Raw genomic sequence first — 18691 nt, 5'->3', positions numbered from 1 at the left:
TAGGCCCGGTAAGCGTAGCGCCACCGGGCGTTTTTTCACATCAGGACGCCAGCGACAGCTCACGCTTTCCCGCATTTTGCAGCAACCACTGCGCCACGCGAGACTGCTGTTCGGCGTTGAGCCACATCCCTTCTTTGGTACGGCGCCAGATAGCATCGTCCAGACGACGCACCCACTCGTGCTCAACCAGGTAACGCAGCTCGGCTTCATACAGCTCGTGGCCGAAATGCTCGCCCAGATCCGCAATGTCCTTTGCATCGCCCAGGAACAGCTCGGTATTGCTGCCGTAGGTGCGGGCATAGTGGCGCGCCATCCCTTCTGTGATGAACGGGAAGCGACGGCGCAGCTTCGCGGCGTAATCATCGCGGTTACCGCCGATATCACCGCCGGGCAGCACCGCGCCCTTGGTCCATGCCGGGCCAATGCCTTTGTAGTACGGCGCCAGTTTTTCCAGCGCGTGCTCGGCCAGCTTGCGGTAGGTGGTCAGCTTGCCACCAAACACGGACAGCAGCGGCGCCTGACCGTCAACGTCGTGAATATCGAGCGTATAGTCGCGGGTGATGGCCTGCGGTGAGTCAGACTCGTCATCGCACAGCGGACGCACGCCGGAGTAGGTCCAGACCACGTCGTCGCGTGACAGCTGTTTCTTAAAGTGCGCGTTATACACTTTGAGCAGGTAGTTCACTTCGCTCTCGTCGCTCTCGACGTTCTTCGGATCGCCTTTGTACTCCACGTCGGTGGTGCCGATGATCGAGAACTCGTCCATCCACGGGATCACAAACACGATGCGCTTGTCTTCGTTCTGCAGAATGTAAGCCTGCTTCTGGGTATGCACGCGCGGCACCACAATGTGGCTGCCCTTGATCAGGCGGATGCCGTACGGGGAAGGCAGATGCATGCCGTCGTCGAAGAACTGCTTCACCCACGGGCCGGTAGCGTTCACCAGGCCGCGCGCTTTCCAGCTGAATTTCTCGCCGGTATCGATGTCTTCCGCTTCCACAATCCACAGGCCGTTTTCACGACGGGCAGCGGTCGCGCGAGTGCGGGTTTTCACCTCGCCGCCTTTCTTCTCAACCATCTGCGCGTTCGCCAGCACCAGGCGCGCATCGTCCACCCAGCAGTCGGAATATTCGAATCCGCGCACGATTTCAGGCTTAAGGGCCGATTCTGAGCCAAAACGCAAACCTTTCGAACCCGGGAGACTGGTGCGTTTACCCAGATGATCGTACATAAACAGACCAATTCGGATCATCCATGCCGGACGCAGATGCGGGCGATGGGGCAGGCGGAAGCGCATCGGAATCGCCAGATGCGGGGCCATTTTCAGCAGTACTTCTCGTTCGGCCAGTGCTTCACTGACCAGGCGGAATTCGTAGTGTTCCAGGTAGCGCAGGCCACCGTGAATCAGTTTGGAGCTGGCGGACGACGTCGCGCAGGCGAGATCGTTAGCTTCCAGCATCAGTACGGATAAACCGCGTCCTGCGGCATCGACCGCAATACCGGCACCGTTGATGCCACCGCCTATCACAATCAGATCTTTGGTTTCCATAACACCCTCATGCACTTTCGTTAAAGCTCAGAAATGTTCGATATCGCTCATAATAGCAAAGGAACGCGCTTTTGGTAACATCAAAAAAACAATTTAGAGTGATATGGATAACATAATGGCGTTTACCCGCCGCCAGGACGTACACTACGGGGTAAAATTGTGTCGTTGACCACTGTAAAGAGAACACCATGGATCAGTTTGAATGTATTAACGTAGAAGAAGCCCACCAGAAGATGCACCAGGGAAAAGCGGTGCTGGTGGACATCCGCGATCCGCAGAGTTTTGCGATGGGCCATACGCCCGGCGCGTTCCATCTCACGAACGACACGCTGGGCGCGTTTATGCGCGATAACGACTTCGAGACGCCGGTCATGGTCATGTGCTACCACGGCAACAGCAGCAAAGGCGCGGCGCAGTATCTGCTTCAGCAGGGTTACGACGCGGTGTACAGCGTCGACGGCGGCTTCGATGCCTGGCATCGTCATTTCCCGGCAGAAGTGGAATACGCTTTTGAGCGCTGATCCCGCTATACTGTCCCCTTTTGTGTGGAAATAAGCGACCGCTGCCCATGTTGATGATCACCTCTTTTACCAACCCGCGCGTCGCCCAGGCGTTTGTCGACTATATGGCGACGCAGGGCGTTATTCTGACTATTCAGCAACATACGCAGACCGACATCTGGCTGGCCGATGAGAGCCAGGCCGGGCGGGTAAACGAGGAGCTGGCGCGTTTTCTTGAGAACCCTGGCGACCCGCGCTATCTGGCGGCAAGCTGGCAGTCCGGCCAGACCGGCAGCGGATTGCACTACAGCCGCTTTCCCTTCCTCGCCACCATTCGCGAGCGCGCGGGCCCGTTTACGCTGCTGCTGATGGCGGCCTGCATCATTGTCTTCATTATCATGAACGTGGTCGGCGACCAGAGCGTGATGATTGCCCTGGCGTGGCCCTATGATCCGTCACTTGAGTTTGACGTCTGGCGCTACTTTAGCCACGCGCTAATGCACTTCTCGGTGATGCATATCCTCTTTAACCTGCTCTGGTGGTGGTATCTCGGCGGTGCCGTTGAAAAACGTCTGGGCAGCGGCAAGCTGATCGTTATCACCCTTATCAGCGCCCTGCTGAGCGGCTACGTGCAGCACAAGTTCAGCGGGCCGTGGTTCGGCGGGCTATCGGGCGTTGTGTATGCCCTGATGGGCTACGTCTGGCTTCGCGGGGAGCGCGACCCGGAAAGTGGCATCTATCTGCAACGCGGATTAATAACCTTTGCGTTAATATGGCTAATTGCCGGATGGTTTGATCTGTTTGGTATGTCTATCGCCAACGGCGCACACGTCGCCGGGCTGGCCGTGGGGCTGGCGATGGCCTTTGCCGACACGCTCCATGCGCGAAAACGAACATAATTCTCAGGGATAATTGATGAAACAAACACAACGTCATGACGCCATTATCGAACTAGTAAAAAAACAGGGATACGTCAGCACCGAAGAGCTGGTGGAGCAGTTTGCCGTCAGCCCACAAACCATCCGTCGTGACCTGAACGACCTGGCCGATCAGAACCGTATTCTTCGCCACCACGGCGGCGCGGCGCTGCCGTCGAGTTCGGTCAACACCTCCTGGCACGACCGTAAAGCCACACAAACGGCGGAGAAAGAGCGTATTGCCCGCAAGGTCGCCAGCCAGATCCCGAACGGGGCAACGCTGTTTATTGATATCGGCACCACGCCGGAAGCGGTCGCCCATGCCCTGCTGGATCACGAGAACCTGCGCGTGGTCACCAACAACCTGAACGTGGCCAACACCTTGATGCAGAAAGACGATTTCCGCATCATCCTCGCGGGCGGCGAACTGCGCAGCCGCGACGGTGGGATTATCGGCGAAGCCACCCTCGATTTTATCTCTCAGTTCCGCCTCGACTTCGGCATTCTGGGGATCAGTGGCATCGACAGCGACGGCTCGCTGCTGGAGTTTGATTACCACGAGGTGCGCACCAAGCGCGCGATCATTGAAAACTCACGTCACGTGATGCTGGTGGTAGACCATTCGAAGTTTGGGCGTAACGCGATGGTGAACATGGGCAGCATCAGCATGGTGGATGCGGTCTACACCGACGTGATGCCGCCAGCGGGCGTGATGCAGGTGATTAAGGATAATAATCTGCAGCTGGAATTGTGCTAATGGTTGTGTCGGGTGGCGCTGCGCTTACCCGACCTACAAAACCCGTAGGACCGTGCAAGCGTAGCGCCGCCGGGCAATGAATTACACTCCGTACCCCATCATCTTCAACAGCTGCTGCGCATGCTGTACCGCATCCTGACGATGCGCCACGCCCAGCTTCTGGTACAGGTTGCGGATATGCGTTTTGATGGTGGTCGCCGCCACCGCAAGCTCACCGGCAATCTGCTCATTGCTGTAACCTGAATAGATCAGCCCCAGAACCTGCCATTCGCGCTGGGTGAGCGGGCTGGTGCGAATAAGCTCCGGCACTTCCGGGTGGTTCAGCAGACGTTCAACGAAGTTCTCATCGAAGTGCGCGAACTTGTGACGATGATGCTGGTTAATCTCGCGCAGAATACGCTGGGCGCGATGCTGATCCAGCTCCGGCAGTGTGTTGAGCTGAATAAGCTGACGCAGCTGCTGCGCCATCACTTCACCTTCAATCACAAAGTGGCTGATAAACCCGGTGCGGTTAGCCAGCTGCAGCGCCTCCAGCAGCACGCGCTGGGCATCGTTTTTACGACCCGCCTGCCAGTAGAGCTGGTTCTGCAGCAGCAGGTTGCGGTTCAGGTCGCTCATCAGGCGCAGGCTGCGCGCGTTCTCGTTCAGCTCCTCCAGCACAATCTCAGCGGGCTCTAAATCACCGAGCAGGATCTGCGCGCGGGCAATGTTGCGCCACTGGCTCTGCAGGAAGTGGTTGTTGGCAAATTCCGGTTTTGGCGTCTGACGCAGCCAGTTTGCGGCGGATTTTTTATCGCCGGTCATCTGCCAGTAAATCACCCGGACCTTATCGGCGTTGGAGACCCAGTCGCTATGATACTGACCGTTGCCGAGCAGGTTCTCCAGGCGGTTCAGATGGTTGCGGGCGTTATCGAGATCGCCGCGCGCCAGCGAGCACTGGACCAGCAGCGCCAGACACTGCAGCTGCTGCTGCGGCTGGAAGCTGGAAAGAACATCCACACCCTGACGGGCACAGCTTTCTGCTTCATCCAGACGCGACCATGCCCACAGCAGCTGAGCGCGAATACGCAACAGGAACTCGTGCATCGGCAGCTGTTCCAGATGCTGTTCACGAATCAGCTGGAACGCTTTTTCCTGGTTTTCCCAGGCGGCCTGCAGGAACCCCTGCGCGAATAAAATCTCACTCTGTTGGATCAGGCTCCACAGCGCGTAGTGCCAGACATCATGACGACGCGCCATCTGCTCGGTTTGCTGCATCAGTGAAAGCGAACGCGTGAGATCGCCTTTGCAGTGCAGCACTTCGCCGTGCACCGAGGTCGCCACGATGCGGCTGTAGAAGTTAGCCAGCGGCAGTTCATCCAGCGCGACCATCGCTAGCCGTTCAGCTTCGTCCGGGTCGCCGTCGTTAATGGCCACCTGAGCGCGCAGCGCGTTGAACTCGCCGTGCAGGGTGGTATCCATTTCGCTTTCCATCTCCTGCTCGGCGCGCGCCAGCAGGGTGTTCACTTCGCTGTAACGATGCTGACTCTGCATCAGCCAGGCCTGCAGCAGCACCAGACGCGGGTTCTCCAGCAGGCTTTCCCACGGCAGGGCTTTGAGGGACTCTTCCAGCAGCGTCAGTTCGCTGTGGTTAAACAGGCCCCATGCATGGTTGAGGAGGATATCGCGCAGCATGCTGGCATCACCGGCGGCCAGCGCGTGGTGGATGGCCTCGCTCGGGAAGCCTTGTGCCATCCAGCCTTCAGCGGCGGCACGGTGAATCTCCGGGAGTTCAACCGCCATTTCCCACTGACAGCGCTGGCGCAGGAAGCTACCAAACAGCGGGTGATAGCTAAACCACTCGCCCGGATCGTCCATGCGCGTCAGGAAAAGGCCCTGACGTTCAATCTCTTCGAGCTGCAGCTGACCGTTTTCACAGCCCGTCACCCGCACGATGAGCGCATCATTCATGGAACGCAGCAGAGAGCTTTTCAGCAGGAAATTACGCGTCGAGGGATCGACGCTGTCCAGCACCTCATCCACCAGGTAGTCAGAAAGGTGGCTGGCGTTGATGCCCGCCAGACGCCGCGCAGACTGATGCGCCGGACTGTTGTTTTGCCGGGCAGAGAGGGCGATAAGCTGCAGCGCCGTGGCCCAGCCCGCAACGTCATCACACAGACGGCTGCTTTCGGCGGCCTCAATCGGTGAGGTCAGGCGGCAGTCAAAGAACTGTTTTGCTTCCTGGTGGGTAAAGGCCAACTGCTGGCTGCCCACTTCCAGAAGCTGATCGCGCACGCGCAGGTTGGCAATACCCAGCTGCGGCAGGTTGCGTGACAGCACGACTAAAGTCAGGTTTTCCGGCTGATGGCGCAGGAAGAAACGCATCGATTCATGAATCACCGGGTTAGTGATGAGATGATAATCATCAATCACCACGTAAAGCGGGCGATGCCATTCGGCCAGTTCGATAAACAGCTGAGAGAAAAGTGAAGACAAGCTGGCGTACTGGCGCTTTTGCACCATCATCTCACTGGCGACGCAGTGTCCATGGGTGGCTTGCTGTATGGCGGCAATCAGATAGCTGGCAAAACGCTCTTGCTGGTTATCGCCCTCATCGAGGGAGTACCAGCCAAGATCGCTCTTACCTGCGGCCCATTGCGAAATGAGCGTTGTTTTTCCATAACCTGCAGGGCTCGTAACCAGCGCCAGTCGGAAATTATGCGCGCCGGAAAGTTTAGCCAACAGACGTTCGCGGACCACTGTATGGTCAAGGCGAACCGGGCGACTTAATTTAGACGGAATCAACATAGGTTTCACTTCACTGTGGGGAACGAGAGATTTTATTTTTTTTGCGCTTCGTAATTAATGGATATAAGGTCGGCCAATAAGTTAACTATTGCAAGTTATGTCTGGATTTGGTGGCTGTGAATTTGCACTCTGTCACAAAACATTCAGGAAGAAGATGGAACTTTCTGGAAAGGTCTTTGACGCCCCGTCACTGCTGGCTTGTCTGTACTGGTTACCGCTGCGCTGAAACTGGTTTCAGAAAGGGATAGTGACGTCAAATTTAATATACTGCTGGTAAAGTTAAGGGAGATTAATAATCGCCTTAGCGATTACGTGATTGCAGAAATATTATTCTACGTAAGTAATTATTTCGGTGGGGTTTGATTTCACCCGAAACTGCATTTCATTTCTTTGACATTATCCTCGGTTACTTTTTTATCTTCCGGGCACACTCGAACTATGCTCTGAGAGTGGCCTCGATCACACTTTTCTGCTCATCCCCGCTACTCCTCCCTGTCTAATCCCCCACGGGAGGAGGAAGAGGGGAAATGAGCCAGGCACACTAGCGCCAACTTGTGTTTTCTTTCTAAAGGATGCCGATCCCCTATGTCACAGCCTACCTTCAACAAAGCTCAATTCCAGGCTGCCCTGACGCGTCAGTGGCAGCGTTTTGGCCTTCATGCTGCAAACGAAATGACGCCTCACCAGTGGTGGCAGGCAGTGAGCGGTGCGCTCGCAGAGCAGCTGGATGCTCAACCTCTGGCAAAACCGGTAAAAGGCCAGCGCCATGTAAACTACATTTCAATGGAATTCCTGATTGGCCGTCTGACGGGCAACAACCTGTTGAACCTCGGCTGGTATCAGGAGGTGGGTGACGTCCTCAAAGAGCACGACATTAACCTGACCGACCTGCTGGAAGAAGAGATTGACCCGGCGCTGGGCAACGGCGGCCTGGGACGTCTGGCGGCCTGTTTCCTGGACTCCATGGCGACCGTCGGCCAGTCGGCGATTGGCTACGGCCTGAACTACCAGTACGGCCTGTTCCGTCAGTCGTTCGCTGACGGTCATCAGATGGAAGCGCCGGACGACTGGCATCGCAATACCTATCCGTGGTTCCGCCACAACGCGCAGCTGGATGTGCAGGTTGGCATTGGCGGGAAAGTGACAAAGCAGGGGCTCTGGGAACCGGCGTTCACCATCACCGGTGAAGCCTGGGATTTGCCGGTGCTTGGCTACCGTAACGGCGTGGCGCAGCCGCTGCGTCTGTGGCAGGCGAAGCATGCCCATCCGTTTAACCTGACCAAATTCAACGATGGCGATTTCCTGCGCGCCGAGCAGCAGGGTATCGACGCCGAGAAGCTGACCAAAGTCCTCTATCCGAACGACAACCACCTGGCCGGTAAAAAGCTGCGCCTGATGCAGCAGTACTTCCAGTGCGCCTGCTCCGTGGCGGACATTCTGCGTCGCCATCACCTGGCGGGCCGCAAGCTGGCGCAGCTGCCGGACTTCGAAGTGATTCAGCTCAACGACACGCACCCGACGATTGCGATCCCGGAACTGCTGCGCGTGCTGATCGACGAGCATCAACTGAGCTGGGATGACGCCTGGGCCATCACCAGCCGTACCTTTGCCTACACCAACCACACCCTGATGCCGGAAGCGCTCGAGTGCTGGGATGAGAAGCTGGTGAAAGCGCTGCTGCCGCGCCACATGCAGATCATCAACAAGATTAACGACCAGTTTAAAAAGCTCGTGGATAAAACCTGGCCGGGTAACAAAGCGGTCTGGGCGAAGCTGGCGGTGGTGCACGATAAGCAGGTGCGCATGGCGAACATGTGCGTAGTCAGCGGCTTTGCGGTGAACGGCGTGGCGGCGCTACACTCGGATCTGGTGGTGAAAGATCTGTTCCCTGAATACCACCAGCTGTGGCCAACCAAATTCCACAACGTGACCAACGGCATCACGCCGCGTCGCTGGATCAAGCAGTGCAACCCGCTGCTGGCCGGCCTGCTGGACAAGACCCTGAAGAAAGAGTGGGCCAACGATCTGGACCAGCTCATCAACCTGGAAAAACAGGCCGACGACGCGAAATTCCGCGAGCAGTACCGTGCGATCAAGCTGGAGAACAAGGTTCGCCTGGCGGAGTTCGTGAAAATGCGTACCGGGATTGAGATCAACCCGAATGCGATTTTCGATATCCAGATCAAGCGTCTGCACGAGTACAAACGCCAGCACCTGAACCTGCTGCACATTCTGGCGCTGTACAAAGAGATCCGCGAGAACCCGCAGGCCGACCGCGTGCCGCGCGTGTTCCTGTTCGGTGCGAAAGCGGCGCCGGGCTACTACCTGGCGAAAAACATCATCCTCGCCATCAATAAAGTGGCGGCGGCGATCAACAGCGATCCGAAAGTGGGCGACAAGCTGAAGGTGGTGTTCCTGCCGGATTACTGCGTCTCGGCGGCTGAAATGCTGATCCCGGCGGCGGATATTTCCGAGCAGATCTCTACCGCAGGGAAAGAAGCGTCCGGTACCGGCAACATGAAGCTGGCGCTGAACGGCGCGCTTACCGTCGGTACGCTCGACGGGGCCAACGTCGAAATCGCCGAGAAGGTGGGGGAAGAGAATATCTTTATCTTCGGCCATACCGTGGAAGAGGTGAAAGCCATCAAGGCCAAAGGCTATGACCCGGTGAAATGGCGTAAGAAAGACAAAGTGCTTGATGCGGTGCTGAAGGAGCTGGAAAGCGGTAAATACAGCGACGGCGACAAGCACGCGTTTGACCAGATGCTGCACAGCATGGACAAACACGGCGGTGACCCGTATCTGGTGATGGCGGACTTCACGGCCTATGTCGAAGCGCAAAAACAGGTCGACGTGCTCTATCGCGACCAGGAGGCGTGGACCCGGGCGTGCATCCTGAACACCGCCCGCTGCGGTATGTTCAGCTCTGACCGTTCAATCCGTGATTATCAGGCCCGTATCTGGCAGGCAAAACGCTAAGGAAGCGCGATGGAGAGTAAACGTCTGGACAGCGCCGCGCAGGCGGCGGGGATCAGCCTCAGTTACATCAATGCTCACGGCAAACCGCAGTCTATTGGCGCCGACACCAAAAGACGTTTGCTGGACGCTATGCACAAAACCGACGCGAAAGCGTCGGGTGCGCCGGTGCCGAACGTGAAGGTATTCACCGCAGGCAAAAAGATGCCGCTGGCGGTGGAGGGGCGCGGCGAGTTTAGCTGGCTGCTGACCACCGAAGAGGGGCATCAGCACAAAGGTCACGCCACCGGCGGCAAAACGTTAAACCTTCCGGCGAAGCTGCCGGAGGGCTATCACACCCTCACGCTCACCCAGGACGATCGGCGTTTCCACTGCCGGGTGATCGTCGCGCCAAAACGCTGCTACGAGCCGCAGGCGCTGCTCGAAGGCAAGAAGCTGTGGGGCGCCTGCGTGCAGCTCTACACCCTGCGTTCCGACAGCAACTGGGGCATCGGTGATTTTGGCGATCTGAAGAATATGCTGGCATCCGTGGGCGAGCGCGGCGGCGCGTTCATCGGCCTCAACCCGATCCACGCGCTTTATCCCGCCAACCCGGAGAGCGCCAGCCCGTATAGCCCGTCGTCCCGTCGTTGGCTGAACGTGATTTATATCGACGTTAACGCCTTAGATGACTTCAAAAACAGCAAAGAGGCGCAGGCGTGGTGGAAACTCAGCACCACGCAGCAGGCGCTGAAGCAGGCGCGCGACGCAGACTGGGTGGACTATTCCACCGTCACGGCGCTGAAAATGGCCGCGCTGCGCCTGGCGTGGAAAGGCTTTTCGCAGCGTGACGACGAGCAGATGGCCGCGTTCCGTCAGTTTGTGACGCAGGAGGGCGAGAGCCTGTACTGGCAGGCGGCGTTTGATGCGCTGCACGCGTATCAGGTGAAAGAGGACGAAATGCGCTGGGGCTGGCCGGTCTGGCCTGAAGCGTATCAGTCCGTCGACACGCCGGAAGTAAAAGCGTTCTGTAAAAAATATGCCGATGAGGTGGACTTCTACCTGTGGCTGCAGTGGCTGGCGTACAGCCAGTTTGCCGCCTGCTGGCAGGTGAGTCAGGGCTATAAGATGCCGATCGGCCTGTATCGTGACCTGGCCGTCGGCGTGGCGGAAGGCGGCGCGGAAACCTGGTGCGATCGTGAACTTTACTGTCTGAAAGCCTCCGTGGGGGCACCACCGGATATCCTTGGCCCGCTCGGTCAGAACTGGGGATTGCCGCCAATGGATCCGCACGTCATGGCGGCGCGCGCCTACGAGCCGTTTATCGACCTGCTGCGCGCTAACATGCAGAACTGCGGGGCGCTGCGTATTGACCACGTGATGTCCGTGCTGCGTTTGTGGTGGATCCCGTACGGTGAAACGGCGGATCACGGGGCGTACGTGCAGTACCCGGTTGACGATCTGCTGTCGATCCTGGCGCTGGAAAGTAAGCGTCACCAGTGCATGGTGATCGGTGAAGATCTCGGTACCGTGCCGGTGGAAATTGTCAGCAAGCTCCGCGACAGCGGCGTCTACTCCTACAAAGTGCTCTATTTTGAAAACGACCATGAGAAAACCTTCCGCGCGCCGAAAGCGTACCCTGAACAGTCAATGGCAGTCGCGACGACGCATGACCTTCCTACGCTTCGTGGCTATTGGGAAAGCGGCGATCTGACGCTCGGCAAAACGCTGGGACTGTATCCAGATGAAGAGGTTCTGCGCGGCCTGTATCAGGATCGCGAGCTTTCTAAGCAGGGGCTGCTGGATGCGCTGCACAAGCAGGGCTGTCTGCCGAAACGCGCCGGGCATAAGGCGTCGTTGATGTCGATGACCGCGACCCTCAACCGTGGTTTGCAGCGCTATATTGCCGACAGCAACAGCGCCCTGCTGGGTCTGCAGCCGGAAGACTGGATTGATATGGCGGAGCCGGTGAACATTCCGGGCACCAGCTATCAGTACAAGAACTGGCGTCGCAAGCTGTCCACCACGCTTGAGAAGATGTTTGCCGATGACGGGGTGAACAGGCTGATTAAGGATTTGGACAAGCGCAGAAGGGCGGTGAGTAAGAAGCGGTAATTTCACCCTCACCCTAACCCTCTCCCTGGGGGAGAGGGAATAGAATGTAGGCCGGGTAAGCGTCAGCGCCACCCGGCTTTTTTACATCAGACCACCATATTGAGCAGCAGCACCCCGACCAGACCGCACACCGAAATAATGGTTTCCAGCGCGGACCAGGACTTGATGGTTTCACCGATCGTCAGGTTGAAGTACTCCTTGAACAGCCAGAAGCCCGGGTCGTTAACGTGAGAGAAAATCACGCTACCGGAACCGACGGCGATAACCATCAGCTCAGGGCTCACGCCCGTGGTGGCAATCAGCGGAGCAACGATACCGCCTGCGGTAATCGCCGCAACGGTCGCAGAGCCCAGGGCAATACGCAGCACGGCAGCGATAGACCAGGCCATCAGGAGCGGCGACACGTTGGTTTCATGCATCATGGCCGCGATGTATTTGTCCACGCCGCTGTCGACCAGAACCTGCTTGAATGCACCGCCACCGCCGATGATCAGGAGCATCATGGCAATGATTTTGATGGACGAGGTCAGCGTGTCGTTGATCTGATCCATTGAACGGCCGCGATTAAGACCGAAGGTGAACATCGCGATTAGCACGGCAATCAGCGTTGCCATCACCGGGTCACCCAGGAATTCCGCAACGGACAGGAACGCATGACCTTTCGGCAGGATCATCTCTGCCACGGCACGCATTGCCATCAGGATCACCGGTACCAGAGAGGTCCAGACGCTGACGCCAAAACCAGGCATCTCTTCTTCGGTGAAGGTTTTGGCGCTGTACAGACCTTCCGGGATTGGCTTATCAATGCCCTTCAGGAAGCGGGCATAAACCGGGCCTGCCAGAATCACCGTCGGGATCGCCAGAATCGTACCGAACAGCAGGGTTTTACCCATATCCGCGTGGAAGATGGTCGCGATAGCGGTTGGACCCGGGTGCGGCGGCAGGAAGCCGTGGGTCACGGACAGCGCCGCAGCCATCGGCACACCAACATACAGCAGCGGGATGCTCGCTGCAGCTGCGATGGTGAACACCAGCGGCAGCATCAGCACGAAGCCCACTTCGTAGAACAGCGCGAAACCGACGGTAAAACCGGTTAACACCACTGCCCACTGAATATTCTTCTTACCAAATTTGTCGATAAGCGTGGTAGCAATACGCTGGGCGCCACCACAGTCCGCCAGCATTTTACCGAGCATGGCGCCGAAGCCCATGATCAACGCCAGGCTGCCGAGCGTGCCGCCGACACCGGCTTTGATGGAACTGATAACTTTAACCAGCGGCATACCCTGCATCAGACCGACTGCAAGTGCCACCAGAACCAGAGCGATAAATCCGTTCATTTTGAAACGGATCATCAAGAGCAGTAATAACACAACACCGATAGCAACGATGACTAATGGCATGATTTACCTGGCCTTTGAATTGTTATGGGTAACGTCATTGTTTCAACGACACATTCCGATTGTCCCAACTGGGAACAGAGAAGTAACGGCACTAATACTGATGCCTTGGAAACCATTAAGTTTAGTCGGCTGTTATGAGTGTGCTTAGTGCCCATGAGAATGATACGGGTAACATGACGTAATTGAGAATCACCCTGGCAGGCAAAATGTGAATTATGAGACGCAGGTCAACATATAGAGGGGAACGAAGAGGGGGGGGGTAGGGTTTTGTAGGCCCGGTAAGCGCAGCGCCACCGGGCGATACAGACGGGCACTGAATTAGTAGTAAGAGTGCTCGCCGCGCTGGTGTTCGGTCAGGTCACGCACGCCTTTCAGTTCCGGGAACTCGTTCAGCAGCTGCTTCTCGATCCCTTCTTTCAGGGTGACATCGACCATTGAACAACCGTTACAACCGCCGCCAAACTGCAGGATCGCCAGGCCATCTTCCGTGATTTCCATCAGGGAAACACGACCGCCGTGGCCCGCCAGCTGTGGGTTGATTTGGGATTGCAGCAGATACTCGACGCGCTCCATCAGCGGGGCATCGTCAGACACTTTACGCATTTTCGCGTTCGGCGCTTTCAGGGTCAGCTGAGAACCCAGCTGATCGGTGACGAAGTCGATCTCCGCATCTTCAAGATACGGTGCGCTCAGCTCATCAACGTAGGCGGTGAGCTGTTCAAATTTAAGGGCAGTGTCGGTGGCTTCCACAGCGTCCGGAGGACAATAAGAAACACCACATTCTGCATTCGGAGTGCCTGGATTAATCACAAACACGCGGATCTGCGTCCCTTCTTCCTGATTTGCCAGCAGTTTGGCAAAGTGCGCTTGTGCAGAATCGGAAATACGGATCATAGCTTTGGCCTAATAGTTGACTAAATTACCTGGGTATAATCATACGCCCATTGAAGAAGGGCTACAAGGTACGGCACAGACACCATACCTGAACCGACGCGGCGCCGCTTCGCAAAAGCAGTCGGGAAAGTTCAGCAACGGTACTGCCCGTGGTGACGACATCATCCACAATCGCGATATGGAGACCGTCGACCGGTAATTCAAGGCGAAAGGCATTTTTGAGGTTTCTTTTGCGAAGCCGCGCGCTGAGCTGATGCTGGATGGCGGTGGCATGAACACGCGTCAGCGCGCTGGCATCATACCGACAGCCGAGCCACCGTGCGAGGGGACGGCAGATCAGGTCACTCTGGTTATAGCCGCGCCGCCAGTGCCGATGTCGGTATAAGGGGACGTTCACCACCCTGTCAATTTTCGGCAGTGCGCGATGACGCCGTGCCTGCAAAACCGCCAGCAATAGCAGGCGGGCAAGGGGCGGTGCAAGCGAGCTCTGCCCGGAAAACTTCAGCGCGTGAATCAGCCTGCTTAGCGGTGGAACATAATCATCTACGGCCACCAGCGCGCTCCACGGCGGGGATTTCTTCAGGCAGCGGCCGCAGGGCAAAGAGGAATTTGTGGCCGGTAAACCACATTGTGGACAGATCCCGATACGCCATTCCAGCGAACGCGTACAGACGGAGCAGACGCCCCACCCGCTGAGCGCCAGCGGCATTCGGCATAGCCAGCACAACCCAGGTACTGTTAGCATGTGCAACCTCCATGTGAAAAAAAGAGAACAGTAACTGATGAAGACGCTGTGGTGGCAGACTGTAGGGACAGGAAATTGCCATCTTGTGCTGCTGCACGGATGGGGCCTGAATGCGGAGATATGGCATTGCATACGTGAGGAACTCGCCTCGCATTTCACACTGCATCTGGTGGATTTACCCGGCTTTGGCCGCAGCCGCGGATATGGCGCGTTGTCTCTTGATGAGATGGCGCAGCAGGTTCTGGACGCCGCGCCGCAAAACGCTGTCTGGCTGGGCTGGAGCCTGGGCGGACTGGTGGCAAGCCAGATTGCGCTGTCGCGGCCTGACCGCGTAAAAGCGCTGGTGACGGTGGCGTCGTCACCCTGTTTTAGCGCGCAGGACGCGTGGCCGGGGATAAAACCCGAGGTACTGGCGGGCTTCCAGCAGCAGCTGAGTGAAGATTTCCAGCGGACCGTAGAGCGGTTCCTCGCCCTGCAGACGATGGGAACTGACACCGCCCGTAAGGATGCCCGCACGCTGAAGCAAACCGTGCTGTCACTGCCGATGCCGGAGGTTGAGGTGCTAAACGGCGGTCTTGAGCTCCTGAAAACCGTTGATCTGCGCGAGCCGCTGGCCGCCCTGACGCTGCCGCACCTGCGTATTTATGGTTACCTTGACGGAATTGTGCCGCGCAAAGTGGCTCCGCTGCTGGATGAACTGTGGCCGAACAGCGAATCGCAGATCATTGCCAAAGCCGCACATGCCCCGTTCATCTCTCATCCGGCGGAGTTTTGTTCAGCGCTCATTGCGTTAAGTCAACGTTTCGACTGATTATTTTCTATCCTGCCTGGAAAAAGTAACACACCGCAACCATACTCCAGATGTCGTTGCGGTTGTTCTGCCTACGATAATCAAAACAACAATCCTATGGAGAGTCAGGCTATGAAACTTGTTACAGGTATTGTCACTTCTCTGGTTATTGGGTCACTGTCATTTGGCGTCTTTGCGGCAAAAGAGCTGGAAAAAGATAAAGTTGCCAGCATGAATCTGACGAAAATTGGTGAGATTACTACGTCTGACACCACCGCGCCGATGGACGCGAGAAAAGAGCTGTCGAAGAAAGCGGATGAGCTGGGCGGAACGTACTACGTCGTCACCAGCGCTGAAAAGCAGACCAAAAACGTACGCGCAACGGCGGACGTCTACAAGTAACACGATAAAGCCGGGCAGCGATGCCTGGCTTTACTAGCGCAGTGCCCACCATTCCCTGAGGCAGGCCTTTCCTTCCGGACAGCTTTTACAACTGCCGGAGAGACAACTGTCCGGCTCTTCCTGAATCCGCACCGCTTTCCCCATGGCTTCCAGTCTTTCCAGCATGGCATCGATCATCGGCTGCGGCGTGTGCAGGCTGAGGCTCAGCTGTTTCGCCTCCATCCGCCCCTGTAGCGCCAGCAGGTCACGAACCTGAATCAACGATGCCATGTGGTGTACTCCTTAGTGACAGTCGCCTGTCGGGCTGCTGCAGCAGGTCGCGGCGGTTTTACGGTTTGCCAGCAGGTCGATATCGACGCGGCTGCGCGCCCGCCGCAGCAGACCGAGCACTACCACGTTAAACAGCACAACCGCGAGAATGCAGACCAGGCTGTAGCGCGGATGCTGGCTGAAGTTAACGGTTTGATAAAACAGCGTCGCCAGCGAGTACGCAATGTTTAACCCCCACAGGATGGAGAAGCCCATCCAGCCGCGGCTGGACTCGCGGGCAATCGCCCCCATCACCGAGATGCACGGAATGTAGAGCAGTACAAAGATAAGGTAGCTGTAGGCCGCGGACGCGCTGCCAAATTTCTCGCCCATCACGCCCATGGCACCCGTCGCCATTTCGCCGTCGCCTTTGCTCGCTTCAATCGGGTTCGCCAGCACGCTCAGGCTGAAGGTGTCCTTCAGGCTCTGCCAGGTCTCCTCTACGGCCCCCAGCAACTCATGACCGAGATGAAACTCTGCCGGATTAAATTCCTGTTCCTGAATGTTCTCAGCGGTGTAAAGCGTGTTCAGGGTGCCGACAACCACCTCTTTCGCCATCGCACCGGTGAACAGCCCGACGGTTGCCTGCCAGTTATCCTCATGCACGCCAATCGGTTTGAAGACCGGCGTGATGACGCGGCTGACGGAAGCGAGGGCAGAGTCGTTGATGTTATCTGCCGCCTGCCCGCTGAGGGTGAAGCTGTTCAGTGCGCTCAGGAAAATGCTGACGATGACAATCACCTTACCGGCGCGCAGGACGAAGCCTTTCAGACGCTGCCAGGTCTGGATCGCCAGGCTTTTCAGATGCGGCACGTGGTACACCGGCAGCTCCATCACAAACGGTGACGCTTCACCGCGCATGATGGTGTGCTTCAGCATCAGACCGGTGAGGATCGCCATCACGATGCCCAGCACATACAGCGAGAAGACCGCCAGCGCGCCCTGCTGACCGAAGAAGGCTGCGGCAAACACCGCAAAGATTGCCAGACGGGCACCGCAGGACATAAACGGCGCCATCATGATGGTCATCAGACGTTCACGCGGCGCATCCAGGGTGCGTGCGCCCATCACCGACGGCACGTTACAGCCGAAGCCGACAATCAGCGGGACGAAGGATTTACCCGGCAGACCCAGCGCCTGCATCAGACGATCCATCACGAACGCGGCGCGCGCCATGTAGCCGGAATCTTCCAGGAACGAGAGGAACAGATACATCATGCCGATCTGCGGCACCAGCGGCAGAACGGTGTTGATACCGCCGCCGATCCCCTGCGCGAGGAAGATGGTGAGCCATTCCGGGAAGTGCAGGGTGTAACCCACCCACTGGATCCCGTGGACGAAGACCGCGACAGAACCGGCGTCAAAAATCGGCTGCAGTGCGCCACCGATGTTAATGGCGAGCAGGAACATCACGTACATCACCAGCAGGAAGATCGGCAAACCGAGGAAGCGGTTAAGCACAACCTTATCTACTGCCGCCGTAAAGCGGCTGGGTTCCGCCGTCAGCGCGTTACTGACCACGTCGCAAATCGAGGCGATGGCCTGGTAACGGGCGTCGGCGATGTGCAGCGCCGGGTCGTCCAGCTCGTCGCTAAGACGGGCCACCGTCGCGTCCAGCTTATCTGCCGCATGCCCGGCGTAAGCGCGGCTGTAGATATCCCCTTCCAGCATCTGCAGTCCAAGCCACAGGCGCTGTTTCGCAGGCATGCTGTTGTCCATCTCCTGCGCCAGCAAATTGGCTTCGCGCAGGAGAGGCTGCGCGTAATGCACCAGCTCAATGCCACGATTCCCTGCGTGACGGTCAATGGCCAGCTTCAGCGCATCAATACCGCGAGCGCGCGTCGAGACCAGCGGAACCACCGGGCACCCCAGGCGCGCGGAGAGGGCATCGACGTCGATGCGCAGCTTTTGTTTCTCCGCAATGTCGAGCATGTTGAGCGCCACGATGCAGGGGATCCCCAGCTCCAGCAGCTGCAGCGTCAGATAAAGGTTACGCTCGAGATTGGAGGCATCGACCACGTTGATCAGCAGGTCCGCGTCGCCGCCAAGAATATAGTGGCAGGCAATCTGCTCATCGAGCGAGGTTTGCGACGAAATGGTGGTTAAGGAGTAGGTGCCGGGAAGGTCGACCAGCGTTACCTGATTGTCCGTTGTCGTGAACTGGCCCTCTTTACGCTCAACCGTCACGCCCGCCCAGTTGCCCACGCGCTGGCGGGCTCCAGTCAGCTGGTTAAAAAGCGTAGTCTTGCCGGAATTAGGATTGCCAATTAAGCCAATAGTTAACTTTTTCATTTTTTAGACTCACTGAAACCGCTGGCTTGTTATCGGGATAAGGCTTCGACTTCTATTAACGCGAGGTCTTTCTTACGCAGCACCAGATTCACGCGGCGGGTTTCGATATGAACCGGATCGCCTAACGGCGCCACGCGTACGACCTGAAAGGACGAGCCGGGCAGCATGCCCAGCGACAGCAGCTTTTGCCGATAGGCCGGGCTAATTTCGCGGGTAAAACCGGTAATCTTCCATGCACTGTCTGGAGTGAATTGCATAACGCCTGATTCCACGAAA

15 protein-coding genes are annotated in these 18691 nt (G+C 57.4%); 7 read left to right on the top strand and 8 right to left on the bottom strand.

Annotated features, from left to right (window positions below; genetic code table 11):
- Window positions 1-40: 40 nt before the first annotated feature.
- Complete coding sequence (gene glpD / locus AC4IC4_RS21380) at window positions 41-1549, bottom strand: glycerol-3-phosphate dehydrogenase (protein WP_491471843.1); 1509 nt, start codon at window positions 1547-1549, stop codon at window positions 41-43.
- Between the two features lie 188 nt (window positions 1550-1737).
- On the opposite strand from glpD, the gene glpE reads away from it, so the two are divergent.
- The 3 genes from glpE to AC4IC4_RS21365 are packed head-to-tail and all read left to right on the top strand — an operon-like array spanning window position 1738 to window position 3723.
- Entirely contained in the window at window positions 1738-2070 is a 333-nt protein-coding gene (gene glpE, locus AC4IC4_RS21375) for a thiosulfate sulfurtransferase GlpE (protein WP_006177908.1), read from the top strand.
- Window positions 2071-2117: 47 nt separating this feature from the next.
- The gene (glpG, locus tag AC4IC4_RS21370; RefSeq protein ID WP_491471842.1) at window positions 2118-2948 is read left to right on the top strand and encodes a rhomboid family intramembrane serine protease GlpG; all 831 of its coding nucleotides are present in this window, start codon (window positions 2118-2120) and stop codon (window positions 2946-2948) included.
- 16 nt (window positions 2949-2964) lie between these two features.
- Window positions 2965-3723 carry a DeoR/GlpR family transcriptional regulator gene (locus AC4IC4_RS21365; RefSeq protein ID WP_008503060.1) on the top strand — a complete coding sequence of 253 codons (759 nt, stop codon included), beginning with the start codon at window positions 2965-2967 and terminating at the stop codon, window positions 3721-3723.
- 81 nt (window positions 3724-3804) lie between these two features.
- Here AC4IC4_RS21365 and malT read toward each other — a convergent pair whose 3' ends face one another.
- Window positions 3805-6510 carry an HTH-type transcriptional regulator MalT gene (gene malT / locus AC4IC4_RS21360; protein ID WP_024908893.1) on the bottom strand — a complete coding sequence of 902 codons (2706 nt, stop codon included), beginning with the start codon at window positions 6508-6510 and terminating at the stop codon, window positions 3805-3807.
- 585 nt (window positions 6511-7095) lie between these two features.
- Between malT and malP the strand changes: the two genes are divergently transcribed.
- Window positions 7096-9489, top strand: a complete 2394-nt coding sequence (gene malP / locus AC4IC4_RS21355) for a maltodextrin phosphorylase (RefSeq protein ID WP_024908894.1) — start codon at window positions 7096-7098, stop codon at window positions 9487-9489.
- Between the two features lie 9 nt (window positions 9490-9498).
- Window positions 9499-11580, top strand: coding sequence for a 4-alpha-glucanotransferase (malQ, locus tag AC4IC4_RS21350; protein ID WP_491471841.1), 2082 nt, complete (start codon window positions 9499-9501; stop codon window positions 11578-11580).
- Between the two features lie 86 nt (window positions 11581-11666).
- On the opposite strand, the gene gntT is transcribed toward malQ, so the two are convergent.
- The 3 genes from gntT to gntX form a co-directional block, all read right to left on the bottom strand.
- A complete protein-coding gene (gene gntT, locus AC4IC4_RS21345; RefSeq protein ID WP_024907902.1) occupies window positions 11667-12983 on the bottom strand; it encodes a gluconate transporter in 1317 nt (438 codons plus the stop codon).
- A 318-nt stretch (window positions 12984-13301) separates the two neighbouring features.
- Window positions 13302-13877, bottom strand: coding sequence for a Fe-S biogenesis protein NfuA (gene nfuA, locus AC4IC4_RS21340; protein WP_003861601.1), 576 nt, complete (start codon window positions 13875-13877; stop codon window positions 13302-13304).
- 61 nt (window positions 13878-13938) lie between these two features.
- Complete coding sequence (gene gntX, locus AC4IC4_RS21335) at window positions 13939-14622, bottom strand: DNA utilization protein GntX (protein WP_024907903.1); 684 nt, start codon at window positions 14620-14622, stop codon at window positions 13939-13941.
- A 37-nt stretch (window positions 14623-14659) separates the two neighbouring features.
- On the opposite strand from gntX, the gene bioH reads away from it, so the two are divergent.
- On the top strand, window positions 14660-15433 hold the full coding sequence (bioH, locus tag AC4IC4_RS21330; RefSeq protein WP_491471840.1) for a pimeloyl-ACP methyl ester esterase BioH: 774 nt from the start codon (window positions 14660-14662) through the stop codon (window positions 15431-15433).
- Between the two features lie 111 nt (window positions 15434-15544).
- Window positions 15545-15814, top strand: coding sequence for a YdgH/BhsA/McbA-like domain containing protein (locus AC4IC4_RS21325; RefSeq protein WP_032648320.1), 270 nt, complete (start codon window positions 15545-15547; stop codon window positions 15812-15814).
- A 33-nt stretch (window positions 15815-15847) separates the two neighbouring features.
- On the opposite strand, the gene feoC is transcribed toward AC4IC4_RS21325, so the two are convergent.
- The 3 genes from feoC to feoA are packed head-to-tail and all read right to left on the bottom strand — an operon-like array spanning window position 15848 to window position 18672.
- Window positions 15848-16084, bottom strand: a complete 237-nt coding sequence (gene feoC, locus AC4IC4_RS21320; RefSeq protein ID WP_063138080.1) for a [Fe-S]-dependent transcriptional repressor FeoC — start codon at window positions 16082-16084, stop codon at window positions 15848-15850.
- 12 nt (window positions 16085-16096) lie between these two features.
- A complete protein-coding gene (gene feoB / locus AC4IC4_RS21315; RefSeq protein WP_491471839.1) occupies window positions 16097-18415 on the bottom strand; it encodes a Fe(2+) transporter permease subunit FeoB in 2319 nt (772 codons plus the stop codon).
- Between the two features lie 29 nt (window positions 18416-18444).
- Entirely contained in the window at window positions 18445-18672 is a 228-nt protein-coding gene (feoA, locus tag AC4IC4_RS21310) for a ferrous iron transporter A (protein ID WP_008503050.1), read from the bottom strand.
- Window positions 18673-18691 lie beyond the last annotated feature (19 nt).

Source organism: Enterobacter sp. Taxon_2 (genome assembly GCF_058355295.1).
The sequence above is the reverse complement of the archived record's forward strand: the minus strand, read 5'-3'. Positions and strand labels throughout refer to the sequence as shown.